Genomic DNA, 22,877 nt, shown 5'->3' with positions numbered 1-22,877 from the left:
CCTGTTCGCTTTGTGTTCCGCAAGGCACGCCTTGTCGTAACGCGACCCAGTCAGCGCAGTCGAATGATCCGGCAGGGATCGCCCGCTGTGGCTGCCTCGGCGAAGACCTGGCGGATCACCAGGGCCTCGGCGCGCGACAGGTTCGCCAGCATCGACGAATCCTGCTTGGCAAAGGGCCTGACGCGCCGCTCGCCATCGACGGTTTCGAAAGTGGCGCGCAGATAGTCTTGGCGCTCGTCATTGGCCGGCAGATCGGCGGCGAGGATGGCGGGCTCGCTGCGGTCGCGCTCGGGATCATCGATGCCGAGCAGGGCCTCGACCAGCGGGATGGCAAAGAGATGCCCGCAGACGATCGAGGAGACCGGGTTGCCCGGCAGGCCGAGCGCGACCATGGCGCCGAGGCGGCCCATCATCATCGGCTTGCCCGGGCGCATCGCGATCTTCCAGAAGCCGAGCGCCATGCCCTGCGCCTTCAGCGCCGCCTGGACGAGATCGTGCTCGCCGACCGAGGCGCCGCCGAGTGTGATCAGGACATCGGCCCCGGCCTTGCGGGCCGCCTCGATCTTGCCGGCGAGGTCGGGATGGTTGTCGCGGGCGATGCCGAGATCGAGCGCCGTGCCGCCGGCCTGCTCGACGAGCGCGGCGAGGGCGAAGCTGTTGGAGGCGACGATCTGGTCGGGGCCGACCGGCTCGCCGGGCAGGACGAGCTCGTCGCCGGTGGCGAGAATCGCAACCAGCGGCTTGCGGCGGACGGCGAGCGTCGGATGCCCGGCGGCCGCGGCGAGGCCGAGCGCGGCGCTGTCGAGCCGGCGACCGGCTTTCAGCAGGACCTCGCCGGTCCTGAAGTCGAGCCCCGCTAGCCGGACGAATTGGCCCTGATCGGTGGGTTTGGTGACACGGATCACCGGGCCGCCCACACCCTCTGCATGTTCCTGAATGAGGATCGTGTCCGCGCCCGCGGGCAGCGGTGCTCCGGTAAATATTCGTACCGTCTCGCCAAGAGAAATCTTGCCGGGGAAGCCGCGGCCAGCGGCGGATTCGCCGATGACGCGAAGCTGCGCGCCCCGGGCCAAGTCCTCGCCGCGCACGGCATAGCCGTCCATCGCCGAATTGGCGAAGGGCGGCTGGGTCCTGAGCGCGGCGACATCCTCGGCCAGGACGCGGCCGGCGCATTGCGCCAGCGGCAGCGTCTCGGCAGGCGTCGGGCCGGGCACGCTGTCGAGCAGCGCCTTGAGTGCGACGGGGACGGGGGTGAGGCTCATGCCGATCGCCCTGCGAGCTCATAGGTTCCGGACTTGCCGCCGGATTTGTGCACGAGCTGGATGCCTTCGATATGCATGGCGCGATCAACCGCCTTCACCATGTCGTAGACGGTGAGGCAGGCGACGCTGACGGCGGTCAGCGCCTCCATCTCGACGCCGGTCTTGCCGGTGAGCTTGACTTCGGCGCGGACGCGCACGCCTGGCAGCGCCTCATCGATCGTGAGGTCGACCGCGATCTTCGAGAGCAGTAGTGGGTGGCAGAGCGGGATCAGTTCATGTGCTCGCTTGGCCGCCATGATGCCGGCAAGGCGGGCGGTGCCGAGCACGTCGCCCTTCTTGGCCTCGCCGTCGCGGACGATGGCGAGCGTCTCGGCTTGCATCACCACATGGCCTTCGGCGACCGCGACGCGGACGGTCTCGGCCTTGTCGCCGACATCGACCATATGGGCCGCGCCCTTCTGATCGAGATGGGTGAGCCGGCTCACGCCGCCGCCTCAGTGGTCTTGCCAGTCAGAAGCTCGCGCGTTGCAGCCGCCACGTCCGCTTGGCGCATCAGGCTCTCGCCAACGAGGAAGGTGTTGACGCCACAGCCTTGAAGGCGGGCGATGTCGGCATGGCTGAAGATGCCGCTCTCGCCGACGAGCAGGCGGTCCTTCGGCACGCGCGGCGCCAATCGCTCTGTCACGGCGAGGTTGAGTTCGAAGCTGCGCAGATCCCGATTGTTGATGCCGACCAGCCTGGTGTCGAGCTTCAACGCCCGCTCCAGCTCGGCCTCGTCATGGACCTCGGCGAGCGCGGCCATGCCCAGCGCCTTGGCCGTGGCAGTGAGTTCGTGCGCCGCGGCATCATCGAGCGAGGCCATGATGATCAGGATGCAGTCGGCGCCCCAGCTCCGCGCCTCGAAGACCTGATAGGGCTCGAACATGAAATCCTTGCGCAGGCCGGGCAGGCCGGAAGCGGCACGCGCCTGTGCAAGGTATTCCGGCCGGCCCTGGAAGGAGGGCGTGTCGGTCAGCACCGAAAGGCAGGCCGCGCCGCCTTCGGCATAGGCCTTGGCCAGCGCCGGCGGGTCGAAGTCCGGCCGGATCAGCCCCTTGGAGGGGGAGGCCTTCTTGATCTCGGCGATCAGGGCCGGGCCGCCGGCGCGATGCTTGGCTTCGAGCGCGCCGATGAAGTCGCGCGGCGCCGGCATCGCCGCAGCACGCTTCTCGATCTCGGCTTGCGGCACGGCAGCACGCGCCGCCGCGATTTCCTCGCGCTTATAGGCCTCGATCCGCTTCAGGATGTCGGACATGGGGCAGCCTCACGCATTGGAGCTGGCGACGAGGGTCGCGAGCGCAGCCTTGGCCTTGCCATTGTCCAGCACTGCGTAGGCCTGCGCCAGTCCCTCGCCGAGCGTGGCCGCCTTGCCGGCGACGACGAGCGCCGCGGCCGCGTTGAAGGCGGCGATATCGCGGAAGGCGCTCCTGGCTCCGCGGAGCACATCCTGCAGGGCCTGTGCATTTTGCGCCGGCTCGCCGCCGCGCAGATCCTCGGGCCGGGCACGGGCGATGCCGACGTCCTCCGGAGCGATCGAGAAGCTCTCGATCTTGCCGTCCTTCAGCGCGATCACGCGGGTCGGGCCGGTGGTGGTGATCTCGTCGAGCCCGTCGGAGCCGTGCACGGCCCAGACCGTCGTGGAGCCGAGCGATTGCAGCACCTTGACCATCGGCTCGAGCCAGGTCTCGGAAAAAGGCGCCGATCAGCTGCTTCTTGACGCCGGCCGGGTTCGACAGCGGGCCGACCAGGTTGAAGATGGTGCGGGTGCCGAGCTCGGTACGTACCGGTCCGACATGACGCATCGAGGCGTGGTGGGTCGGCGCGAACATGAAGCCGACGCCGGCCTCTGCAATGCAGCGCTCGGTGCCGGCCGGCTCCAACCCGACCTTGACGCCGAGCGCGGTCAGCACGTCGGCGGCGCCGGAGCGCGAGGAAGCGGCGCGGTTGCCGTGCTTGGCAACCGGCACGCCGCAGGCGGCGACGATGATCGAGGCCAGCGTCGAGACGTTGTAGGAGCCGGAGGCATCGCCGCCGGTGCCGACGATGTCGATCGCGTCGGCCGGGGCCTCGACGGTGAGCATGCGGGCGCGCATGGCGGTGACGGCGCCAGCGATTTCCTCGGTGGTCTCGCCGCGCACGCGCAGCGCCATCAGGAAGGCGGCGGCCTGCGCATTGGTGACCTCGCCGGAGAGCATGGCCTCGAAGGCGTCACGGGCCTCCTCGCGCGACAGCGAGGCACCGGTCGCGACCTTGGCGATGAAGGGTTTGAAGTCGTCCATGGGAACTCGATCGATCAGGCGGTCGCGGAAAGGGCGGCTTTGGTATTCAGGCGCGACCATCGCTCGGCGAGATCGAGGAAATTGCGCAGGATCGTCGCCCCATGCTCCGAGGCAATGCTCTCGGGGTGGAACTGCACGCCATGCACCGGCAAATCGCGATGTGACAGCGCCATGATCATCCCGTCGCCGGATTCGGCTTCGATCGAGAGTTCTGCCGGGCAGCTCTCGCGCCGGATGACGAGCGAGTGATAGCGCGTCGCCTCGAGCGAGCCGTTGATACCGTGGAACAGGCCGCGCGCCCGGTGGGTGATGGTCGAGACCTTGCCATGCATCGGCAGGGGCGCCCGCACCACCTCGCCGCCGAAGACCTGGCCGATCGCCTGAAGACCAAGGCAGACGCCGAAGATAGGCTTCCTGTCGGCGCCTTCGCGGACGAGGTCGAGGCAGATGCCGGCTTCGTTCGGCGTGCAGGGGCCGGGCGAGAGCACGATTGCGTCATGCTCGCCGGAGAGGGCTTCGCCGACGGAGAGCGTGTCGTTACGGCGCACGTCCACACTCGCACCCAGTCCGCCGATCAGGTGGACCAGGTTCCAGGTGAAGCTGTCGTAATTGTCGATCAGCAGGATGCGCATCGCTTCGGGGCCGTCCCCACCCAGTTTCTTGGGTTTTGCACATGCCCCCGAACGCGCGTGCCGGTCAAGCGCGAGGGCGCGAAGCAGGTTGCTCCGCGCCCTCGATCATGGTCATCCGTGCCAGCGAAAGCCGTCACTTCACCCGGCGATAATGCGCCGTCATGAACTGGACCCATTCGCCATTCTCGCCCTTGCCGCGCGAGGACAGGATGTGGTGGTCGGGACCCTTGATCTCGACGATGTCCTGATAGGCCGCCGTCTTGCCCGGCTTCGTGAAGTCGGGGCCCTCCGTGTCGAGGGTCAGCACTGTGCCGGCGGCGTCGCGTGTGCCGGTATAGACCCATTGATTGCCCATCATCGAGCCGACGAAGGAGCCGACATAGCACTCCTTCTGCGGGTCGTAGCCGAGCGTGATCCGGGTCGTCGCCGGGCTGCCGTCCGGCATGGTGCCGGTGCCGTCGCCGACGAGCCAGAGCCCGCCGATGGACGAGTAGGACTGCGTGCCTGAAGACTTCATCGGCGGCTGGTCCGGACCCATCATGCATTCGGTCTCATAGGTCCATTCGCCGACGAGCCGGAGGAGCCATTCATGCTCCGCCTGGGGCTTGGCCGGCATGCAGCCGGACAGATCACCTGCTTGCGGCTTGTCGAGTTCTGCTGCGTTGCTCATGGTTCTTCCTCCTTGGCTTTGCTTCTTTGGGTAGACAGTCGAATGCGCCGTAGTCAGGCGGCGGCAGCAACCAGTTGCGGCCGTTCCGTCGCCTGCTTGAGGGCAGCGAGGCCCTTCTCGAAATCGCCGCCGACCATGCGGTCCATGTTGAAGATCGTGCCCATGACCTTGCCGATGAACGGGCAGGCGCCCTGCATGTGCCAGGTCACCAGCGTACCGCCTTCAGCCGGGGTGAGCGTGAAGGTGATCAGGTTGTGGCAGGCCATGGGCTTGGTCATGTCGAGGGTGACGGCGAGCTTCACCGGCGCCTGGACCTCGACGATGGCGAGCTCGCCGGTGCCGGCCTGCTTGTTGCCGTCGAAGGCGTAGACGGCGCCGACGCCGGAGGTCGCGCCCTTGAAGCTGCGCTTCATCGCCGGATCCTTCTTCTCATAGGGCGACCAGACGCCCCATTCCTGGAAGTCCGCGAGCAAAGCGAAGATGCGCTCGGGCGTCGCCCGGATCGTCGCGGAACGGCTGACCTCGAAGATATCGGGCTTGCGTGCGGCGACAATGAGGACGCCGGCGACGAAAGCGAGCACGGCGATGACGATATAGGTGAGCATGGTTTCCTCCTGTTTACAGGCGTTGCGGGGCCGATATTTCCGCCCATCTCCTGCTAGGACGCTGGCGCCTCGGCCGATCCGACAGGGTGCGCAAAAAAATCTTCGCGCCGGCGCCCCTCGTCTCAGCCCGCAGCAGGAACGTGGCAGCAGGCCGCTGCCGGTTCCTCGCGCCAGCGTCCGGTCATGTCGGTCTTGCCCGGTACGTCATAGCGATCATGCGGGCGGACCCAGTCGGTCAGGTTGCCCGCAGGGCCGGTCTCGTTGCGGCCCTTCGGCGTCAGGTCGAGATACATGTAGGTGCCGAGCACCTCTTCGGCACCGCGGCCGAAGGTCGAATAGGTCTGGTAGATCGCGCCATCGCCATCCTTCTCGAAGACGGTATGGCCGGACAGATCCTCCAGCGGCGAAGCGATCGTCTCGAAATTGTAGAAGGCGTTGGCGAGCTGCTCCGGTGTGTAGGAGACGTCGAAATCGTAGTTGAAGTCGCTGCCATGGGACGAGACCCAGTGGAAGCTCCAGCCCATGCGGTTCTTATAGGTTTCGATCTCGGCGAGCGGCGCGCGCGCCACCGCGACATAGGCGACGTCGTGCCGTTCGAGATGCTTCAGCACGCCGTCGACATGGTCGGCCTCGAAGGAGCAGCCGACGCAGCCTTCATGCTGGCCGGGCGCCAGCATGAAGTGCTTGACGATGAGCTGGGAGCGGCCGCGGAACAGGTCTGATAGCGTCTGCTTTCCGGCCGGCGTGTCGAAGACATAAGTCTTCTCGATCCGGATGCGCGGCAAAGCGCGCCGCTCGGCGGCGATCGCATCGCGCCGGCGGGTCAGCTCCTTCTCCTTGACGAGCAGGGCCCTGCGGGCGGCGATCCAGTCTTCCTTGCTGACGGTGGTCTGCGCCATGGTCGGTCTCCCGCTGCAAAAGCCGCTTCCGATCCCGGGGCTTGAGGATTCCGAAGCAAGCGGTTGTCATCGACGAGTTTTCGGCTCTGGCCTGGCTCGGCCGGTGCCATCCGCTCGTCACCCCTTTGGAGCAAGGACGAACAAGCGGACGCGATGCCGACATCGCGCCGGAAGAATTTTCGGCAGCGATGTTTTGCCGGCCTCAGCCAGCTGCGGCCTGTTCGCCCTCGCGCATCAGCCGGTCGATGTGCTGGCGGATATGGGCGGCTTCGCTGGCCGAACCGGCGAGCCCGATGGCACGGTCGAAGGCGGCGCGCGCCTCGCGGCTGCGGCCGAGCTGCATCAGCAGCCAGCCCTTGAACCCGAAGAAGTAGAAATAACCCGAGAGCTGCTGTTCCAGCGGCTCGATCGTGGCGAGCGCCGCCTCCGGCCCGCGCAACTTGGCGATGGCGACGGCACGGTTGAGCGTGATCACCGGCGAAGGCTGGATATGCTCCAGTGTGGCGTAGAGCACGTCGATCTGGGCCCAGTCGGTCTCGCCCGGCTGCGCCGCGCGGCTATGAACGCCTGCGATCGCCGCCTGGAGTTGATAGGGGCCGGGCCTGCGATGACGCATCGCCTTGTCGACCAGAGCGAGCCCCTCGGCGATCATCTCGCGGTCCCAGAGCGAGCGATCCTGATCCTCGAGCAGGATGATCTGGCCGCCGGCATCGAGCCTTGCCGGGGCGCGGGCGTGCTGGAGCAGCATCAGCGCCAACAGGCCCATGATCTCCGGCTCTGTCGGGAAGAGCCGCAGCAGCAGCCGCATCAGCCGGATCGCCTCCTCGCTGAAGGGGCGGCGGCGGTCGCTCTCGGCGCCGCTGGCCGAATAGCCCTCGTTGAAGACGAGGTAGAGCATCGCCGCCACTGCCGCGAGCCGCTCGGCGCGCTCGACCGGGCCGGGCGCCTCGAACGGCACGTTGGCAGCGGCGACCCGTGCCTTGGCGCGGGTGATGCGCTGCTCCATCGCGCTTTCGCCGACCAGGAAGGCGCGGGCGATCTGCTTGACGGTGAGCCCTGAGACGATGCGCAGCGCCAGCGCGACCTGTTGTGTCGATGGCAGGTCGGGATGGCAGCAGATGAACAGCAGCCGCAGGATGTCGTCGCGGTAATGCGCCCCGTCGAGCCGCTCGGCGACCTCGGTCTCGGCATCGTCGAGATCGGAAAGCTGGTCGTCTTCCGGCAGGGCCGTCTGCTTCTTCTGCCGCCGGACCTGGTCGAGTGCGACATTGCGGCCGACGAAGATCAGCCAGGCGGCCGGATCGCGCGGCGGGCCGTTCTGCGGCCAGGTCTTGAGCGCCCTGAGGCAGGCCTCCTGATAGGCCTCCTCGGCGACGTCGAGATCGCGGAAATAGCGGAGCAGGGCGCTGATCGCCTGAGGGCGCGCCGAGGTCAGCGCCGCATGGATCCAGGCGATTTCGGCCATGATCAGACTCCGGCCGGATAGTAGACGGCGAGCGGGCGAACCTCGAAGGCGCCGCCCGGATTGGCCTCGCCGAGCTCGCGCGCGATGCCGAGCGCCTCGTCGAGATCGGCGACGTCGACGATGTAGAAGCCGAGGAACTGCTCCTTGGTCTCGGCGAAGGGACCGTCGAGGATAAGCGGCGGGTCGCGGTCCTTGCGCAGGGTCGTTGCGGCGGTGGTCGGCAGCAGCCGCGCGACCGGGCCGAGCTTGCCTTCCTTGGCAATGCGCTGGCGGATTTTTTCGAGGCGGCCCATGACCTCGTCGTTCTGCTCCTTCGTCCAGGCCATGACGACCTCTTCGGAATGATAGCAAAGGATGGCGTAGTGCATGCGCGGCGCTCCGGTTCAGGCCAAGGACGATTGGCCAGGCCGGCAGCCGACAGGGCCGGGCAGAAAAAATCAAGCTGCGTTCAAGCCGAGTCGTCCCGGGCGACCGCAGGGAGACCCGGGACCCATGCCTGAGCCTATCCGAAGAAGGTTCAGGCATGGGTCCCGGATCTCCACTTCGCTGCGTCCGGGACGACTAGGAGGATTGAAGTGCGCTAAACGATAGGCGGGTTGAGCCGGGCGAAGCCTTCCTGGCGATGATAGGGGAAGGCCGGGTAGGGCGGAACGGTCGCACTTGCGGTGTCGAGCCGGGCGATCTGCTCGGGCGCCAGGGCCCAGCCGACGGCGCCGAGATTGTCGCGCAGTTGCTGCTCGTTGCGGGCGCCGATAATCACGGAGGCGACGGTCGGGCGCTGCAGCAGCCAGTTGATCGCGATCTGCGGGATCGTCTTGCCCGTCTCCTTGGCGAGCGCGTCGAGCACATCGACGATGTCGTAGAGCTTCCCGTCATCGACTGGCGGGCCGAAATCGGCCGTCTGATGCAGGCGGCTGCCTTCGGGCAGAGGCTGGCCGCGGCGGATCTTGCCGGTAAGGCGGCCCCAGCCGAGCGGGCTCCAGACCAGGGCGCCGACGCCCTGATCGAGGCCGAGCGGCATCAGGTCGAACTCGTAGTCGCGGCCGACCAGCGAATAGTAGACCTGGTGCGCGACATAGCGCGGGAAGCCGTGCTTCTCGGCAATGGCGAGCGACTTCATCAACTGCCAGCCGGCGAAGTTTGAGACGCCGACCTGGCGGATCTTGCCGGCGCGGACGAGCGCGTCGAGCGTCGACAGCACTTCCTCGATCGGCGTGAAGGCGTCGAAGGCGTGGAGCTGGAGCAGGTCGATATGGTCGGTGCCGAGCCGGCGGAGCGCGGCCTCGGTGCCGTCGATCAGGCGGCTGCGCGAGGAGCCGGCGTCGTTCGGGCCATCGCCCATAGGCAGCGTCATCTTGGTCGAGATCAGGACCTTGTCGCGCCGGCCTTTGATCGCGGCGCCGAGGATCTCCTCGGAGGCGCCGTTCGAATAGACATCGGCGGTGTCGAACAGGTTGAGCCCGGCTTCAAGGCAGATGTCGACGAGGCGGGTCGCCTCCTTGGCGTCGCTGGTGCCCCAGGCGCTGAAGAGCGGGCCCTGGCCGCCGAAGGTGCCGGCGCCGAAGCTGAGGGCGGGAACCTTGAGGCCGGAGCGGCCGAGATATCTGTAGTCCATGGTCGAATTCCTTATGCGAAGCTTTTGAAAACAGAGATTATTGGCAGGAGGCGGGAGCAGTTTGCAGTGCCACTCGCTCGCGCTTGTCGAGACGCAGGCTGATCACGGCCAGCACCAGGCTCGCCAGCGGGACGAGGGCGGCGACCCAGGTCACGGCCGCCAGTCCCGGCCCATGGTCGATGGTGACGCCGCCGAGCCAGGCGCCGAAGGCATTGCCGAGGTTGAAGGCGGCGATGTTGAGGCTGGAGGCGAGATTACGCCCGGCAGGCCCGGCCTTGTCCAGCACGCGCATCTGCAAGGGGGCGACGGTGGCGAAGGCGGCGGCGCCGATCAGCCCGACGAAGATCGTGACCGCGATCGGGTTATGCAGTGCCGCCGTCATGGCGAAGAGCACGATGGCGAGCGTCGCCGTGGTCGCGAGCAGGGCGATCGGCAGGTTGCGGTCAGCGAACTTGCCGCCGAGCATGTTGCCGACGATCAGGCCGAGGCCGAAGAGCAAGAGGATTGGCGAGACCGCCTCCTGGGAGAAGCCGGTGATCTCGACCAGGATCGGCTGGATATAGGTGAAGACCGCGAAGACACCGCCGAAGCCGAGTACGGTCATGGCGAGGCCGAGCAGCACCTGCGGCTCGGCCAGCACGGCGAGTTCCTGGCGCAGCGGCGCGACCTCGACCTTGCCCTTGTCGGCCGGAACCAGGCGGGCGAGTACCAGCATGGCGACGACGCCGATCGCGGCGATTGTCCAGAACGTGGCGCGCCAGCCGAAGTTTAGGCCGAGCCAGGCGCCGGCGGGGACGCCGAGCAGGGTCGCGATGGTGAGGCCGGTGAACATCACGGCTATGGCCGAGGCCTTCTTGTCTTCGGGAACGAGGCTTGTCGCCACGACCGAGCCGACGCCGAAGAAGGTGCCATGCGCCAGCGAGGTGATGATGCGCGCGACCATCAGCAGGCCGTAGCTCGGCGCGATCGCACAGGCGATGTTGCCGAGGGTGAAGATCGCCATCAGCAGGATCAGCACCTGCTTGCGCGGCAACTTGCGCGTGGCCAGCGTCAGGATCGGCGCGCCGACAAAGACGCCGAGCGCATAGCCGGAGATCAGCAGGCCGGCCATCGAGACAGAGACGCCGAGATCGGTCGCGACCTGCAGCAATAGGCCCATGATCACGAATTCGGTGGTGCCGATGCCGAAGGCTCCGGCGGTGAGGGCATAGACGGCAATGGGCATGGCAGGCTCCGCGCAGGGCGCATGGGAACGATCCCCAAGCAGATGGCGCGGAGCAATTAATGGAACTAGGATGCCGCCCGTAACATCACTTGTGACTTGAGTTCATCATGGCAGCTCTGCTCAGCAACCGCTCCGGCGAGATGGAAGTGTTCTCTGCCGTGGTCGAGCGCGGCGGCTTCTCTGCTGCCGCCAAGGTCTTCGGCATGACGCCGTCGGCCATCAGCAAGCTGGTCACAAGGCTGGAGGCCCGGCTCGGCGCCAGATTGGTCAATCGCTCGACGCGCAAGCTGCAACTGACTGCGGAAGGGCAAGCCTTCCACCAGCGCTGCATCACCATCCTCTCCGACATCGCCGAGGCCGAGTGCGAGGCGGCAGCCGGGCGGGCGCCGCGCGGGCGGGTGCGCGTCAACGCGAATATCGCCTTCGGCAATCATGTGCTGCTGCCACTGGTGCCGACCTTCCTCGCCGAGCATCCCGAGCTCTCGCTCGATCTCGTCTTCACCGACCAGGTCGTCGACCTGATCGAGGAGCGGGCCGACATCGCGATTCGCGTTGCGCCGGGGCCCTTGCGCGGCAACCAGTTGATGGCGCGCAAGATCGGCGAGAGCGGCGTCGCCGTCGTCGCCTCGCCCGATTACCTCGCCCGCCATGGCGAGCCGAAGACGCCGACCGAGCTTGAGAAGCACAACCTGATCGGCTTCAACTTCGCCCGCTCGGTCGAGGGCTGGCCGTTTCGTGTTGATGGCGAGCTGATTTCGATCGCGGCGGTCGGCAGTACGATGGTCGGCGATGGCGAGACGGCGCGCCAGCTCGCCGTCGCTGGCATCGGCCTCGCGCGGCTCGGGCGCTTCCATACGCAGGCCGAGATCGCCGCGGGGCGGCTCGTCACGGTGCTGGAGGATTTCAACGCCGGCGACATCGAGGTGATCCACGCCGTCTATCTCGGGCAGGGCGGCTTCGTGCCGGCGCGGATGCGCGCCTTCATCGATTTCCTGGCGCGGAATGTCAGGATACGGACCTAGCCAGCCTCCTTGGTCAGCTCAGCAGCAGGCTGTCGTCGGCGAGTTCCTCGCCGCGCACCTGTTTGAACAGTTGCAGGAGGTCCGGCACGTCCATCGTCTTGCGGCGCTCGCCGGCAATGTCGAAGGCGACCTTGCCTTCATGCAGCATCACGGTGCGGCTGCCATGGTCGAGCGCATCGCGCATCGAATGCGTGACCATCAGGGCGGTCAGTTTCTGGTCCTCGACGATGCGCCGGGTCAGGTCGAGTACGAAGGCGGCGGTGCGCGGATCGAGCGCGGCGGTGTGCTCGTCGAGCAGCAGGGTCTTGGTTCCCGCCAATGTCGACATCAACAGGCTGACCGCCTGGCGCTGCCCGCCCGACAGCAGCCCCATCGAATCGCCGAGCCGGTTCTCCAGTCCGAGGCCGAGCATGGCCAGCTTGTCGCGGAACAGCGCCCGGCGCGGCTTGTCGAGCGCCGGGCCGAGGCCACGGGTTCGACCACGCGCCTGGGCCAACGCCATGTTCTCCTCGATCGTCAGCCGTTCGCAGGTCCCGGCCATCGGGTCTTGGAAGACTCGGGCGATCAGGCCGGCCCGTCTTGCTGTCGGCCAGCGCGTCACGTCGACGCCGTCGACCTCGACCGTGCCGCTTTCGGCCCGGGCATCGCCGCTCAGGACATTGAGGAGCGTCGACTTGCCGGCGCCGTTTGAGCCGATGACGGTGATGAACTCGCCATCCGACACTGTCAGGTCGAGCCCGCGCAGCGCCCGGTTCTCCAGCGGCGTGCCGCGCCCGAAGGTGACATGGACATCCCGGACGGAGATCATGGCGCGCTCCGCTTGAACAGGCCGCGCAGCGGATTGGCGACACCGGGCAGCATCAGGGCGATACCGACCAGCACCGCGGTGACGAGATTGAGATCGGAGGCGCGCAGGCCGAGCCAGCCGGCATTCAGCGCGAGCGCGATCGCGAGCCGGTAGGCGATGGCACCGATCAGGCAGGAGAACACCGCGACGACGATGGATCGGCTGCGGAAAATCGTCTCGCCGAGAATCACGGCGGCAAGGCCGGCGATGATGGTGCCGGTGCCGATGCTGACATCGGCGAAACCCGCGGTCTGCGCGAACAGGGCGCCGGCCAGAGCGACGAGGCCGTTGGAAAGGGCGACGCCGACATAGATGTACATGTCGGTGCGGATGCCCTGCGCCCGCGCCATGCGCGGATTGGCGCCGGTGGCGCGCATGGCGAGCCCGAACTCGGTCTTCAGGAAGCGGGCGAGCAAAGCTGCGATCACGGTGACGATGATCAGCAAGGCGAGAACGCGCAGAGTTGGGCGGGCGGGCAGCCCGAGGATGGCGATGAACGGGTTCAGCCAGGTGAAGAAGTCGATCACCGTCGGCCGATTCATAAGCGGGATGTTGGGCACGCCCATCACCCGCAGGTTGATCGAGAACAGCGCGCTCATCGTCAGGATGCCGGCGAGCAGATGCAGGATCGCGAAGCGGATGTTGAGCCAGGCGGTGACGGTGCCGGCGAGGCAGCCGGCGACGATCGCCGCCAATGTGGCGAACACCGGATTGACGCCGCCCGCGATCATCGCCGCTGCGACGGCGGCGCCGAGCGGCAAGGTGCCGTCGACCGTCAGATCCGGAAAGTCGAGGACGCGGAAGGTGATGTAGACGCCGAGCGCCACCAGAGCGAACACCAGTCCGATCTCGATGGCGCCCAGGGTGGCGATGAGACTCATCGGTCGCCCTGCTTGTTCTGTTCTGGAATGAGTGAGCGGCCGGTCGCGGCGGCGCAGAACGCCGCCGCCTCGGATCAGTTGATCACCTGCTTGGCGCGCGCCTGCACGGCCGGCGGGATGGTCACGCCCATGGCGGCAGCGGCCTTGGTGTTGATGACCAGGTTGCTGCCGCTGGCATTCTTGACCGGGATGGAGCCGGGCTTCTCGCCCTTGAGGACGCGCACGACCACGGCACCCGTCTCGACGCCGACCTGGAAGTAGTCGAAGCCGATCGAGGCGACCGAGCCCTTCTGGACCGACTCGGTGTCGCCGGTGAAGACCGGCAGCTTGTTGTCGGCGCCAACGTTCAGAACCGTGCCGAGCGCCGAGATGATCGTGTTGTCGGTCGGCAGGTAGATCGCGTCGACCTTGCCGACGAGGTTCTGCGCTGCGCCGGAGACATCGGCCGTGCGGCCGGCCGAGGCTTCGACGATCTGGAGGCTGCGGGCCGGCGCCAAAGCCTTGACCGCGTTGAGGAGCGCGACGCTGTTGGCCTCGCCCGGATTGTAGACGACGCCGATCCGCTTGGCCGTCGGGACCAGTTCCTTGATCAGGTCGAACTGGGCTTCCAGCGGCGAGAAGTCGGAAATGCCGGTGACGTTGCCGCCCGGAGCCTGCCGATCCTTGACGATCTGGGCCGCGACCGGGTCGGTCACCGCGGTGAACACCACCGGAATCGTCTGCGTCGCCGTGACCATCGCCTGGGCGGAGGGGGTCGCGATCGCGACGATCACGGTCGGGTTCTCGCCGGCGAATTTCTGGGCGATCTGCGCCGCCGTCGCCGGCGAGCCCTGCGCCGATTCATAGCGGAAGGTGAGGTTGGCGCCGTCCTTGTAGCCGGCATCCTCCAGCGCCTTCTTGACGCCGTCGCGGGCAGCATCGAGCGCCGGATGCTCGACGATGGCGGTAACGGCGACCGTCACCTTCTGGGCCTGCTGCGCGACTGCGGCCGTTCCGGCCAGAAGCGCCAGAGCGAGACCGCTGCCGATCATGGTTGCGCGCAAACGCATGGTTTCCTCTCCATTTGTTGTCGAGCCGGTCCGCTCCACGCATCTGCGGCGGTTGGCAGGGCCCTCGAGATTAGTGAGTGCGCCGTTCTAGCAACCTGGCGGCTAGGGAGCGGCACCCTCGATTACCGGCAATATGAGCGGGCAAAAATGCGCCGCGCAAGTGAGCAGGCTGCATGCGCCTCCGGGGCGCACGCATGTACAACGAGCGCCGTCCGATCATTGCCCTCGCCGGCTGCGCGCGGCGAAGCGCACGGCTTCCTCGGCCGCCTTGAACAGGGCTTTCGCCTTGTTGATGCATTCGAGCTGTTCGGAAGCCGGGTTCGAATCATAGACGATGCCGGCGCCGGCCTGGACCTGCATGCGGCCATCCTGGACGACCGCGGTGCGCAGGACGATGCAGGTGTCCATCTCGCCATTGGCACCGAAATAGCCGATGCAGCCGCCATAGGCGCCGCGCCCGTCCTTCTCGAGCTCGTCGATGATCTCCATGGCGCGGACCTTGGGTGCGCCGGAGACGGTGCCGGCCGGGAAACCGGCGGCGAGCGCCGAGAGCGCGTCGTGCTCCCCGGAGACGCGTCCCTCGACGTTCGAGACGATGTGCATCACCTGGCTGTAGCGCTCGATGAAGAAGGAATCGGTGACGCTGACGCTGCCGATCTCCGCGACCCGGCCGACATCGTTGCGGCCAAGATCGAGCAGCATCAGATGCTCGGCCCGCTCCTTCGGATCGGCCAGCAATTCGTCGGCGAGCGCCTCGTCGGCCGCCGGCGTTGCGCCGCGTGGCCGCGTGCCGGCGATCGGGCGGATCGTCACCTTGCCGTCGCGCAGCCGGACCAGGATCTCGGGGCTGGAGCAGACGATCTGGAAGCGTTCGAAGTCGAGATAGCAGAGGAAGGGCGCCGGATTGACCCGCCGCAGCGCGCGATAGAGCGCGAAGGGCGGCAATTCGAACGGCGCCTCGAAGCGCTGCGACAGCACGACCTGGAAGATGTCGCCGGCGCGGACATATTCCTGCGCTGTCGCGACCATCGCGTGGAACTCGGCCTCGCTGGTGTTCGAGACGGATTCGGGATGGGGAATCGCGGCGATATCGATGCCGGCCTCGGCGGGCAGGGGCCCTTCGAGGGCCCGCACCACAGCGTCGAGCCGCTCCTGTGCCCGTTCATGGGCGACGCGGGCCGAGACGGCCGCCTGCGGCCGGACAGGTGTGACCACCGTGATCTCGTCGCGGATCGAATCGAACACCACCATCAGCGTCGGCCGCGTCAGGATGGCATCGGGCACGTCCGGCCCGGTCTCCTTCGGCTGCGGCAGGCGCTCCATCAGGCGCACCATGTCGTAGCCGAGATAGCCGAAGACGCCCGCAGCCATCGGCGGCAGGCCGTCGCGATCAGGGATCGCGCTCTCGGCGAGCAAGGCGCGGAGGCTGTCGAAGGCAGGGCGCGGATCGGAAACGAACTCCTCGCCCTGCGCAGGGTGACAAAGCGAGGCCTGCCCGCGATGACAGCGCCAGATCAGATCCGGGTCGAGCCCGATCATCGAATAGCGGCCACGCACGGCGCCGCCCTCGACGGATTCCAGCAGGAAGGCGGGGCCTTTATGGGCCTGCCGCAGCTTGAGGAAGGCGGCGACCGGCGTCTCGCAATCACCGACCAGCGACAGGGTCAGCAATTGCGCTTCGCCTGCCGCATATGCGGTGGCGAAGCGGGCGAAGTCGGCGGCCGGACCCATGCGACCGGCTTCAGTTCTGGCCGCCGGTGGCGTTGCGCAGCGCCGCCTGGTTGACCTGGACGCCGAGATCGTTCTGCAGCTTGCCGACATATTGGGCGAGGATGTCCTCGCTGATGCTTGAGGTCAGCAGGCGCACGAAGTTCTCGGCTTCCTCGGCGGTGCGAACATAAGGGGGACCGTCGCCGCCTTGACCTGGAAGACGACGCGGCCGGCATTGTCGACCGCGGCCGAGCCAGCCTTGCCGGCAGGCGTGCCGAAGACCAGCGAGACGACGTTGCGCGGCAGGGCGTCGCTCTGGTCCTGGCGGCCGAGCGTCGTTTCCTCGAATGCGAACCCTTGAGCGAAGGCGATCGCGTCGAGCTTCTCGCCGGCGTCCAGCTTCTGCACGATTTCGCGCGCCCTGGCCGAGAGCCGGGAGGCGACCTCGTCGGCGCGCCATTGCTTTTCGACCTCGGCCTTGACCTCGTCGAAGCTGCGCTCGCGCGGCGGGTCGATCCTGCTGACATCGAACCAGACATAGCCGCCATTGTTCGGCAAGCGGGTCGCCTCGTTGTCGACGCCGATATCGGAGCGGAAGATCGCCTGCTGTGTCGCGTCGCCGCCGGGGAGGGCGGTCTCCTGCGTGCCGTCGGCCTTGCCGAGGCGGGAATCGGCCGGGCCGAATGAGCGCAGTGCCAGGCCAAACTCCTTGGCGATCTCGGCCAGCGGCTTCGCCGAAGCGCGCTGGTCCTCGATCTTGTCGTGCAGCTCGGTCATCTGCTCGGCAGCGCGCGAGGGGGCAACGTCACGGCGGACCTCGTCGGCGACCTCCTCGAAGCTCTTGAGGCGAGCGGCTTCGATCGTCGGCACGCGCAGCAGCACGACGCCGAATCCGCCCTGCACGGGCTCGCTGACCGCGCCCTGCGCCAGCGCGAAGGCGGCGTCGCGCACGGCCGGGTCGAACAGGCCCTCGCGGGTGAAGGTGCCGAGAGTCAGGTCGGCCTCAGCGATGTTGCGGCTGGCGCCGACCGCCTCGAAGGTCTCGCCGGCATCGATCTTCGCCTTGGCTGCCTTGGCCTCCTCCACGGACGGGAAGCCGATCTGCTGGACAATGCGGCGCTCGGCCGAGCCGAAGCGCTGCGCCTTGATCTGCTCGTAGCGGGCGCGGGCGTCGGCCTCGCTGACCTTGCTCGGGTCGGCGAGGTTGGCGGCCGTCAGGACGAGCACACTGGCGGTGCGGTATTCGGGGGCGCGGAAGGCGGCCTTGCGCTCGTCGAAATATTTGCGCAACGCGTCCTCCGCCGGAGCGGGGATTTCGCCAGCGGCGCTGTCGGGCAAGGTGACGTAGGCGATCTCACGCTTCTCGTGGCGCAGGCGATGGCCGAGTTCCTGCAGCGCGCCCGGGGCCGTGACGGCGCCGACCACCATCTCGGCGAGTTCCTGGCGCATCGTCACGGCGCGCTGCTCGCGCACGAAGCCCTGCTCGTTCACCCCCATCGCACGCAGCAGCTCGTTGAAGCGGTTGGGGTCGAACTGGCCGGCGGCATTCTTCAGATTCGGATCGTTGAAGAGGCTGTTGCGAACGGTTTCGTCAGAAACGGCGAGGCCCAATTTCGTGGCGGTCTGGTCCAGCGTCGCGTCGGTGACAAGGCGCGAGAGCGCTTGCTGGTCGAGGCCGAGCGCCCGCGCCAGCTCCGGGCTGATCTGGCGACGCTGCTGACGCATCAACCGCTGAAGGTCGTTCTGATAGGCCGTGCGCAGCTGCTCGATGCTGATCTCGGTCTTGCCGACGACGGCGACGGCGTTGCGACCATAGCCGCGGAAGATGTCGCCGATGCCCCAGATCGCGAAGGAGATGATCAGAAAGCCGAACATCACGGCGATGATGAGCTTGCCGATCAGGCTCTGCCCCGCCTTGCGGATGCCCTGCATCATCATGGTCTTGTCTTCCCAATCCTCTCGCGGCCGTGCCGCTGCGCGCCGCTTATAGGAAGAGCAACGCCTTCCGGCAATCGCTCTGGATCGCCTCGATTGCGATCAGGAGGCAGCATTGCTAGAGCCGATGGACAGGAATTGGAGAGCAGCCGTGACGCGAACGATCAAGCCGCTGGTGGCGGGCAACTGGAAGATGAACGGGGTGAAGGCGGATCTCGCCATCGCCGCCGAGGTCGCCAAGGGCCATGACGCCGAGCTGCGGCGCGCCGTCGATCTCGCCATCTGCCCGCCCGCGACGCTGCTCTTCACGCTGACGGCTTCGCTGATCGGTTCGCGCATCGCGACCGGCGGGCAGGATTGCAGCGCCCATGCGAGCGGCGCCTACACCGGCGAGGTTTCGGCGCCGATGCTGGTCGATGCCGGAGCGACCTACGCGATCGTCGGTCATTCCGAGCGCCGCACCCTGCATGGCGAAGGCAATGCGCAGGTGAAGGCCAAGGCCGAGGCGGCGCTGGCGGCGGGGCTGACACCGATCGTCTGCGTCGGCGAGACCAAGGACGAGCGCGAGGCCGGCAAGGCACTTGCCGTAGTGAAGAAGCAGCTGCGCGGTTCGGTGCCCGAGGGCACGACAGCGGCCTCCCTCGTCGTCGCCTATGAGCCGGTCTGGGCGATCGGCACCGGCTTGACGCCGACGGCGGCGGATGTCGCCGAGATGCATGAAGCGATCCGCTCCGAGCTCGGACGCATCCTCGGCAAGGCGACAGCGGCAGGCGTCAGGTTGCTTTATGGCGGCTCGGTCAAGCCGAGCAATGCAGTCGAACTCATGAACGTCGCCAATGTCGACGGCGCGCTCGTGGGCGGCGCCAGCCTCAAGGCCGAAGACTTCCTGGCGATCGCGCGCGCCTGCGCCTGATCCCGGGGGAGATTAAAATCGCGGGTGGCATGGGCGGGAAGCCCATGCTATGGCCAGCGCCGACCCGCGGGATGCCGCCATCTTGGCAGGCGCCCGCGCCATACCCATTTCGTGAGCCATGCAGAACGTTCTCATCGTCATTCACCTGCTGATCGTGATCGCGCTCGTCGGCGTCGTGCTGCTCCAGCGTTCCGAAGGCGGCGGCCTCGGCATGGGCTCCGGCGGTGGCGGCGGTGTCGGTGGCTTCATGACCGGCCGCGGCCAAGCCAATGCGCTGACCCGCGCCACGGCGATCCTGGCCGGCCTGTTCTTCATCACCTCGCTGGTGCTGGCAGTCATGGCGACGCACGGCCGGACGCAGCGCTCGATCATCGATGGCGCCCCGGCTCCGACCGGCACGACCGCGCCGGCGGCTCCGAGCGGGCCTTCCGCGCCGAATGCCGGTGGCGTGCTCGACCAGCTCAGGCAGATGCAGAACCAAGGCGGATCACAACCGCCGCAACCAGGCGCACCGACACGGTGAGCTGGACAGGGCAGGGGCCGGGAAACCGGCCCTTCTCTTTGTGGACAAGCGTGCGGCGCGGATCGGACCCGCAAAGGCTCGCTTAGCGAATCGAATTCTTAGCGTTAAAGGTGACCTCCCATGACGCGGTATGTTTTTATCACCGGCGGCGTGGTGTCCTCGCTTGGCAAAGGCCTGGCGGCGGCGGCTCTGGCTGCTCTCCTGCAGGCGCGTGGCCATACGGTCCGCCTGCGCAAGCTCGACCCCTATCTCAACGTCGATCCGGGCACGATGAGCCCGTATCAGCACGGCGAGGTCTTCGTCACCGACGACGGCGCCGAGACCGACCTCGACCTCGGCCATTACGAGCGTTTCACCGGCCGGCCCTGCAACAAGGGCGACAACATCACCACCGGCCGCATCTACATGGACATCCTGACGCGCGAGCGCCGGGGCGACTATCTCGGCGCCACGATCCAGGTGATCCCGCACGTCACCAACGCCATCAAGGAATTCGTCCTCTCCGGCAATGACGGCTACGACTTCGTGCTGGTCGAGATCGGCGGCACGGTCGGCGATATCGAGAGCTTGCCCTTCCTGGAGGCCATCCGCCAGACCGGCCAGCAATTGCCACGCGGCCAGTGCATCTTCGTGCACCTGACGCTGCTGCCCTATATCCCGACCGCCGGCGAATTGAAGACCAAGCCGACGCAGCATTCGGTCGCCGAACTGCGCTCGATCGGCATCCAGCCCGACATCCTGCTCTGCCGCACCGATCGCGAGATCCCGGTGGAGGAGCGGCGCAAGCTCGCGCTGTTCTGCAATGTCCGCGAGACGGCGGTGATCGAGGCGCGCGACGTCGCCTCGATCTACGACGTGCCGCTGTCCTATCACGCCGAAGGGCTCGACACCGAGGTGCTGGCGGCGTTCGGCATGGACGACAACGCCGCGCCCGACATCAGCAATTGGCGGCGCATCTCCGAGCGGATCAAGAACCCGGAGGGCGAGGTCACCATCGCCATCGTCGGCAAGTACACCGGGATGAAGGACGCCTATAAGTCGCTGATCGAGGCGCTGACCCATGGCGGCATCGCCAACCGGGTCAAGGTCAATCTCGACTGGATCGAGTCGGAGGTCTTCGAGAAGGAGGACCCGGCGCCCTTCCTCGAGCATGTCCACGGCATCCTGGTGCCCGGCGGCTTCGGTCATCGCGGCGCCGAGGGCAAGATCAAGGCAGCGAGCTTCGCCAGGCAGCGCAAGGTACCCTATTTCGGCATCTGCTTCGGCATGCAGATGGCGGTGATCGAGGCGGCGCGTTCGCTCGCCGGGATCAAGGACGCCAACTCGACCGAGTTCGGCCCGACCAACCAGCCCGTCGTCGGCCTGATGACAGAATGGATGCGGGGCAACGAGCTGGAACAGCGGTTTTCCGGCGGCGATCTCGGCGGCACGATGCGACTCGGCGCTTACCAGTCGAAGCTCTCGGCCGACACCAAGATCGCGCAGATTTATGGCTCGACCGAGATTTCGGAGCGGCACCGTCACCGCTACGAAGTCAATATGGGCTATCGTGAGCAGCTTGAGGCCAAAGGCCTGCGCTTCAGCGGCGTCTCGCCCGACGGCCTGCTGCCCGAGACGGTCGAATATGCCGACCATCCCTGGTTCATCGGCGTGCAGTACCATCCCGAGCTGAAGTCGCGCCCGTTCGAGCCACACCCGCTGTTCGCCAGCTTCATCGAGGCGGCGGTGGTGCAGAGCCGCCTGGTCTGAGCCTTCCAGCCTAGTCGATCGGCACCGCGACCCAAGGGTGGCGGTGTTGCGTATAGACCTGCTTGCCGGGCGCCGGAAAATCCCGGTCGGCGAAGGCGCCGACGGCGACTGCGATCATTTCCGGCTTGCGCAACGGCTCCCAATAAACCGTGCTGCCGCAACGCGGACAGAAGTGCTGCGTGACCTCGAAGCCGCTATCGGCTTCGCGGCGATAGGCAGTTGCCTCGCCGCTGATCGCGACCTCCGAGCGCGGAAAGAAGGCGGCGATGCCATAGGTGCTGCCGGTGCGGCGCTGGCATTCGCGGCAATGGCAGAGCGAGACGAGCGCCGGCTCGCCGCGGCAGATCAGGCTCAGAGACCCGCAAGAGCAGCTGGCATGTCTTTCCTTCATGGAGCCTCTCCGTGACGCGCTCATCTGCGTGCCCGCGATGCCAGCCTCGGCAGTCTGGCGCAGCGGCGCTGCTGACGTATAGTGAGCGCCTTGACCATCATGGCATGCAAGGGGCGGCAGCATGACGATCTCGATGGCCGGGTTGCCGGCGTTCCTTCTCTACTTTTGTGTCGGCTTCGCGCTGATCGCCGGTTTTGCCGCGGTCTATATGCGACTGACCGCCCATGATGAGGTCGCGCTGATTCGAGGCGGCAATCTCTCGGCCGCGGTCGCCTTCGGCGGCAATCTCATTGGCTTCTCGGTGCCGCTGGAGAAGGCGATCGAGCAGGCGGCCAGCGTTCCCGACCTGGTGATCTGGGCGGTGATCGCGATGGTCATCCAGTTCGGCGCCTATGGCTTCGCCCGCATCGTCATCCCCGACCTCTCGCGCAAAATCGAGGAGGACCGGATCCCCTCGGCCGCGATGCTGGCGGTGATCGCCATTCTCAGCGGGACGCTCGCGGCCGCCAGCATGACCGAGTGAGGAGGCGTCCATGAAGCGCTCGACCCAGATCGGGCTTGCCGCCGCTGGCGTGGTGCTGGTCGCGACCTACTGGTCGCTCTCCGGCGGCGAGACCGACGATTCGCTGGTTTACAACAACGTCGCCGAGTGCTGGGCCGCCAACCAGCTCAGCGCCAGCCAATGCGAGCAGCGCTTCAACGAGGCGTCCGCCAACCATTTGCGCGACGCCAAGAAATTCACCAGCAGCGCCTCCTGCGAGCAGGAATTCGGCTCCAGCGGCTGCCAGAGTGCGACCTGGAATAATGCCCAGGTCTTCATCCCGGCGCTCGCCGGCATCATGCTGGCTCGGCAGTTCATGTCCGGCGGCGGTGCGGCCCAGCCGCTGTTGCCGCCGACCAGCGCAGCCTGTCCACCCGGGTCCCGCCAGCCCGGCTCCGGCCGGCCGGAATGCGAGCAGCCCACCCGGACCTCGTCCTCGTCATCGTCAAGCGGCGGCTATTATGGCGGCAGCAGCAGCCGCTCCCGGGCGTATACGACCAGCTCGGGCCAGGCGATGGTCGCTCGCAACATTTCCTCAACGGGAATGGCGAGCACGCCGAGCGTCGCCTCGCGTGGCGGTTTCGGCTCGACCTCGCGCTCCTTCTCCTCCTCGTCATCATCCTGA

At 67.2% G+C, this 22,877-nt stretch carries 24 protein-coding genes and 1 pseudogene; 6 read left to right on the top strand and 19 right to left on the bottom strand.

Going from position 1 to position 22,877, the window contains the following annotated elements; all coding sequences use genetic code 11:
- Positions 1 to 50 precede the first annotated feature (50 nt).
- From QO058_RS01865 to QO058_RS01810, 12 genes and pseudogenes are all read right to left on the bottom strand, one after another.
- Positions 51 to 1,262 (bottom strand): molybdopterin molybdotransferase MoeA, encoded by a 1,212-nt coding sequence (locus QO058_RS01865; protein WP_284170051.1) that lies wholly within the window; start codon positions 1,260 to 1,262, stop codon positions 51 to 53.
- The gene (gene moaC / locus QO058_RS01860) at positions 1,259 to 1,747 is read right to left on the bottom strand and encodes a cyclic pyranopterin monophosphate synthase MoaC (protein WP_284170050.1); all 489 of its coding nucleotides are present in this window, start codon (positions 1,745 to 1,747) and stop codon (positions 1,259 to 1,261) included. The genes QO058_RS01865 and moaC overlap by 4 nt, the downstream gene beginning before the upstream one ends.
- The gene (trpC, locus tag QO058_RS01855) at positions 1,744 to 2,556 is read right to left on the bottom strand and encodes an indole-3-glycerol phosphate synthase TrpC (protein WP_284170049.1); all 813 of its coding nucleotides are present in this window, start codon (positions 2,554 to 2,556) and stop codon (positions 1,744 to 1,746) included. The genes moaC and trpC overlap by 4 nt, the downstream gene beginning before the upstream one ends.
- Positions 2,557 to 2,565: 9 nt before the next feature.
- Positions 2,566 to 3,580: pseudogene (gene trpD / locus QO058_RS01850) on the bottom strand (anthranilate phosphoribosyltransferase).
- Between the two features lie 14 nt (positions 3,581 to 3,594).
- Positions 3,595 to 4,212 carry an anthranilate synthase component II gene (locus tag QO058_RS01845; protein ID WP_284170048.1) on the bottom strand — a complete coding sequence of 206 codons (618 nt, stop codon included), beginning with the start codon at positions 4,210 to 4,212 and terminating at the stop codon, positions 3,595 to 3,597.
- Positions 4,213 to 4,345: 133 nt separating this feature from the next.
- The gene (locus tag QO058_RS01840; protein ID WP_284170047.1) at positions 4,346 to 4,882 is read right to left on the bottom strand and encodes a DUF1579 domain-containing protein; all 537 of its coding nucleotides are present in this window, start codon (positions 4,880 to 4,882) and stop codon (positions 4,346 to 4,348) included.
- Between the two features lie 53 nt (positions 4,883 to 4,935).
- Positions 4,936 to 5,487 (bottom strand): SRPBCC family protein, encoded by a 552-nt coding sequence (locus QO058_RS01835; protein WP_284170046.1) that lies wholly within the window; start codon positions 5,485 to 5,487, stop codon positions 4,936 to 4,938.
- Between the two features lie 122 nt (positions 5,488 to 5,609).
- Positions 5,610 to 6,386, bottom strand: a complete 777-nt coding sequence (locus QO058_RS01830) for a DUF899 domain-containing protein (RefSeq protein ID WP_284170045.1) — start codon at positions 6,384 to 6,386, stop codon at positions 5,610 to 5,612.
- A 202-nt stretch (positions 6,387 to 6,588) separates the two neighbouring features.
- Entirely contained in the window at positions 6,589 to 7,851 is a 1,263-nt protein-coding gene (locus QO058_RS01825; protein WP_284170044.1) for an RNA polymerase sigma factor, read from the bottom strand.
- A gap of 2 nt (positions 7,852 to 7,853) precedes the next feature.
- Positions 7,854 to 8,219: a YciI family protein gene (locus QO058_RS01820; protein ID WP_284170043.1), complete on the bottom strand. Its 366-nt coding sequence runs from the start codon at positions 8,217 to 8,219 to the stop codon at positions 7,854 to 7,856.
- A gap of 212 nt (positions 8,220 to 8,431) precedes the next feature.
- The gene (locus QO058_RS01815; RefSeq protein WP_284170042.1) at positions 8,432 to 9,466 is read right to left on the bottom strand and encodes an aldo/keto reductase; all 1,035 of its coding nucleotides are present in this window, start codon (positions 9,464 to 9,466) and stop codon (positions 8,432 to 8,434) included.
- Between the two features lie 37 nt (positions 9,467 to 9,503).
- Positions 9,504 to 10,691 carry an MFS transporter gene (locus tag QO058_RS01810; RefSeq protein WP_284170041.1) on the bottom strand — a complete coding sequence of 396 codons (1,188 nt, stop codon included), beginning with the start codon at positions 10,689 to 10,691 and terminating at the stop codon, positions 9,504 to 9,506.
- Between the two features lie 107 nt (positions 10,692 to 10,798).
- On the opposite strand from QO058_RS01810, the gene QO058_RS01805 reads away from it, so the two are divergent.
- Positions 10,799 to 11,713: a LysR family transcriptional regulator gene (locus QO058_RS01805; protein ID WP_284170040.1), complete on the top strand. Its 915-nt coding sequence runs from the start codon at positions 10,799 to 10,801 to the stop codon at positions 11,711 to 11,713.
- 13 nt (positions 11,714 to 11,726) lie between these two features.
- On the opposite strand, the gene QO058_RS01800 is transcribed toward QO058_RS01805, so the two are convergent.
- From QO058_RS01800 to QO058_RS01775, 6 genes are all read right to left on the bottom strand, one after another.
- Positions 11,727 to 12,521: an ABC transporter ATP-binding protein gene (locus QO058_RS01800; protein WP_284170039.1), complete on the bottom strand. Its 795-nt coding sequence runs from the start codon at positions 12,519 to 12,521 to the stop codon at positions 11,727 to 11,729.
- Positions 12,518 to 13,441, bottom strand: coding sequence for an ABC transporter permease (locus QO058_RS01795; RefSeq protein WP_284170038.1), 924 nt, complete (start codon positions 13,439 to 13,441; stop codon positions 12,518 to 12,520). The genes QO058_RS01800 and QO058_RS01795 overlap by 4 nt, the downstream gene beginning before the upstream one ends.
- Before the next feature lie 74 nt (positions 13,442 to 13,515).
- Positions 13,516 to 14,490, bottom strand: a complete 975-nt coding sequence (locus QO058_RS01790) for an ABC transporter substrate-binding protein (RefSeq protein WP_284170037.1) — start codon at positions 14,488 to 14,490, stop codon at positions 13,516 to 13,518.
- A gap of 216 nt (positions 14,491 to 14,706) precedes the next feature.
- On the bottom strand, positions 14,707 to 16,221 hold the full coding sequence (gene trpE, locus QO058_RS01785) for an anthranilate synthase component I (RefSeq protein ID WP_284170036.1): 1,515 nt from the start codon (positions 16,219 to 16,221) through the stop codon (positions 14,707 to 14,709).
- Between the two features lie 10 nt (positions 16,222 to 16,231).
- Positions 16,232 to 16,357, bottom strand: coding sequence for a hypothetical protein (locus QO058_RS01780; protein ID WP_284170035.1), 126 nt, complete (start codon positions 16,355 to 16,357; stop codon positions 16,232 to 16,234).
- Positions 16,345 to 18,138, bottom strand: coding sequence for a SurA N-terminal domain-containing protein (locus QO058_RS01775; protein ID WP_284170034.1), 1,794 nt, complete (start codon positions 18,136 to 18,138; stop codon positions 16,345 to 16,347). The genes QO058_RS01780 and QO058_RS01775 overlap by 13 nt, the downstream gene beginning before the upstream one ends.
- Before the next feature lie 148 nt (positions 18,139 to 18,286).
- On the opposite strand from QO058_RS01775, the gene tpiA reads away from it, so the two are divergent.
- The 3 genes from tpiA (at position 18,287) to QO058_RS01760 (ending at position 21,320) form a co-directional block, all read left to right on the top strand.
- Positions 18,287 to 19,048: a triose-phosphate isomerase gene (tpiA, locus tag QO058_RS01770; protein WP_284170033.1), complete on the top strand. Its 762-nt coding sequence runs from the start codon at positions 18,287 to 18,289 to the stop codon at positions 19,046 to 19,048.
- A gap of 118 nt (positions 19,049 to 19,166) precedes the next feature.
- Positions 19,167 to 19,571 (top strand): preprotein translocase subunit SecG, encoded by a 405-nt coding sequence (secG, locus tag QO058_RS01765; RefSeq protein ID WP_284170032.1) that lies wholly within the window; start codon positions 19,167 to 19,169, stop codon positions 19,569 to 19,571.
- 120 nt (positions 19,572 to 19,691) lie between these two features.
- The gene (locus QO058_RS01760) at positions 19,692 to 21,320 is read left to right on the top strand and encodes a CTP synthase (RefSeq protein ID WP_284170031.1); all 1,629 of its coding nucleotides are present in this window, start codon (positions 19,692 to 19,694) and stop codon (positions 21,318 to 21,320) included.
- 10 nt (positions 21,321 to 21,330) lie between these two features.
- On the opposite strand, the gene QO058_RS01755 is transcribed toward QO058_RS01760, so the two are convergent.
- Positions 21,331 to 21,711 (bottom strand): GFA family protein, encoded by a 381-nt coding sequence (locus tag QO058_RS01755; protein ID WP_284170030.1) that lies wholly within the window; start codon positions 21,709 to 21,711, stop codon positions 21,331 to 21,333.
- Between the two features lie 121 nt (positions 21,712 to 21,832).
- Between QO058_RS01755 and QO058_RS01750 the strand changes: the two genes are divergently transcribed.
- Positions 21,833 to 22,234 carry a DUF350 domain-containing protein gene (locus QO058_RS01750; RefSeq protein ID WP_284170029.1) on the top strand — a complete coding sequence of 134 codons (402 nt, stop codon included), beginning with the start codon at positions 21,833 to 21,835 and terminating at the stop codon, positions 22,232 to 22,234.
- Between the two features lie 10 nt (positions 22,235 to 22,244).
- Entirely contained in the window at positions 22,245 to 22,877 is a 633-nt protein-coding gene (locus QO058_RS01745; protein ID WP_284170028.1) for a DUF1190 domain-containing protein, read from the top strand.

Origin of the sequence: Bosea vestrisii (assembly GCF_030144325.1) — a bacterium.
GTDB classification, from domain to species: domain Bacteria; phylum Pseudomonadota; class Alphaproteobacteria; order Rhizobiales; family Beijerinckiaceae; genus Allobosea; species Allobosea vestrisii_A.
Note: the sequence above shows the minus strand (reverse complement) of the source record. Positions and strands in the feature narration are given on the sequence as shown.

Coding starts and splice junctions, on each gene's coding strand:
- QO058_RS01865 (WP_284170051.1), bottom strand. CDS start 1,262: ATGAGCCTCACCCCCGTCCCCGTCGCACTCAAGGCGCTGCTCGACAGC.
- trpC (WP_284170049.1), bottom strand. CDS start 2,556: ATGTCCGACATCCTGAAGCGGATCGAGGCCTATAAGCGCGAGGAAATC.
- QO058_RS01845 (WP_284170048.1), bottom strand. CDS start 4,212: ATGCGCATCCTGCTGATCGACAATTACGACAGCTTCACCTGGAACCTG.
- QO058_RS01840 (WP_284170047.1), bottom strand. CDS start 4,882: ATGAGCAACGCAGCAGAACTCGACAAGCCGCAAGCAGGTGATCTGTCC.
- QO058_RS01835 (WP_284170046.1), bottom strand. CDS start 5,487: ATGCTCACCTATATCGTCATCGCCGTGCTCGCTTTCGTCGCCGGCGTC.
- QO058_RS01830 (WP_284170045.1), bottom strand. CDS start 6,386: ATGGCGCAGACCACCGTCAGCAAGGAAGACTGGATCGCCGCCCGCAGG.
- QO058_RS01825 (WP_284170044.1), bottom strand. CDS start 7,851: ATGGCCGAAATCGCCTGGATCCATGCGGCGCTGACCTCGGCGCGCCCT.
- QO058_RS01820 (WP_284170043.1), bottom strand. CDS start 8,219: ATGCACTACGCCATCCTTTGCTATCATTCCGAAGAGGTCGTCATGGCC.
- QO058_RS01815 (WP_284170042.1), bottom strand. CDS start 9,466: ATGGACTACAGATATCTCGGCCGCTCCGGCCTCAAGGTTCCCGCCCTC.
- QO058_RS01810 (WP_284170041.1), bottom strand. CDS start 10,691: ATGCCCATTGCCGTCTATGCCCTCACCGCCGGAGCCTTCGGCATCGGC.
- QO058_RS01805 (WP_284170040.1), top strand. CDS start 10,799: ATGGCAGCTCTGCTCAGCAACCGCTCCGGCGAGATGGAAGTGTTCTCT.
- QO058_RS01800 (WP_284170039.1), bottom strand. CDS start 12,521: ATGATCTCCGTCCGGGATGTCCATGTCACCTTCGGGCGCGGCACGCCG.
- QO058_RS01795 (WP_284170038.1), bottom strand. CDS start 13,441: ATGAGTCTCATCGCCACCCTGGGCGCCATCGAGATCGGACTGGTGTTC.
- QO058_RS01790 (WP_284170037.1), bottom strand. CDS start 14,490: ATGCGTTTGCGCGCAACCATGATCGGCAGCGGTCTCGCTCTGGCGCTT.
- trpE (WP_284170036.1), bottom strand. CDS start 16,221: ATGGGTCCGGCCGCCGACTTCGCCCGCTTCGCCACCGCATATGCGGCA.
- QO058_RS01775 (WP_284170034.1), bottom strand. CDS start 18,138: ATGATGATGCAGGGCATCCGCAAGGCGGGGCAGAGCCTGATCGGCAAG.
- secG (WP_284170032.1), top strand. CDS start 19,167: ATGCAGAACGTTCTCATCGTCATTCACCTGCTGATCGTGATCGCGCTC.
- QO058_RS01760 (WP_284170031.1), top strand. CDS start 19,692: ATGACGCGGTATGTTTTTATCACCGGCGGCGTGGTGTCCTCGCTTGGC.
- QO058_RS01755 (WP_284170030.1), bottom strand. CDS start 21,711: ATGAAGGAAAGACATGCCAGCTGCTCTTGCGGGTCTCTGAGCCTGATC.
- QO058_RS01750 (WP_284170029.1), top strand. CDS start 21,833: ATGACGATCTCGATGGCCGGGTTGCCGGCGTTCCTTCTCTACTTTTGT.
- QO058_RS01745 (WP_284170028.1), top strand. CDS start 22,245: ATGAAGCGCTCGACCCAGATCGGGCTTGCCGCCGCTGGCGTGGTGCTG.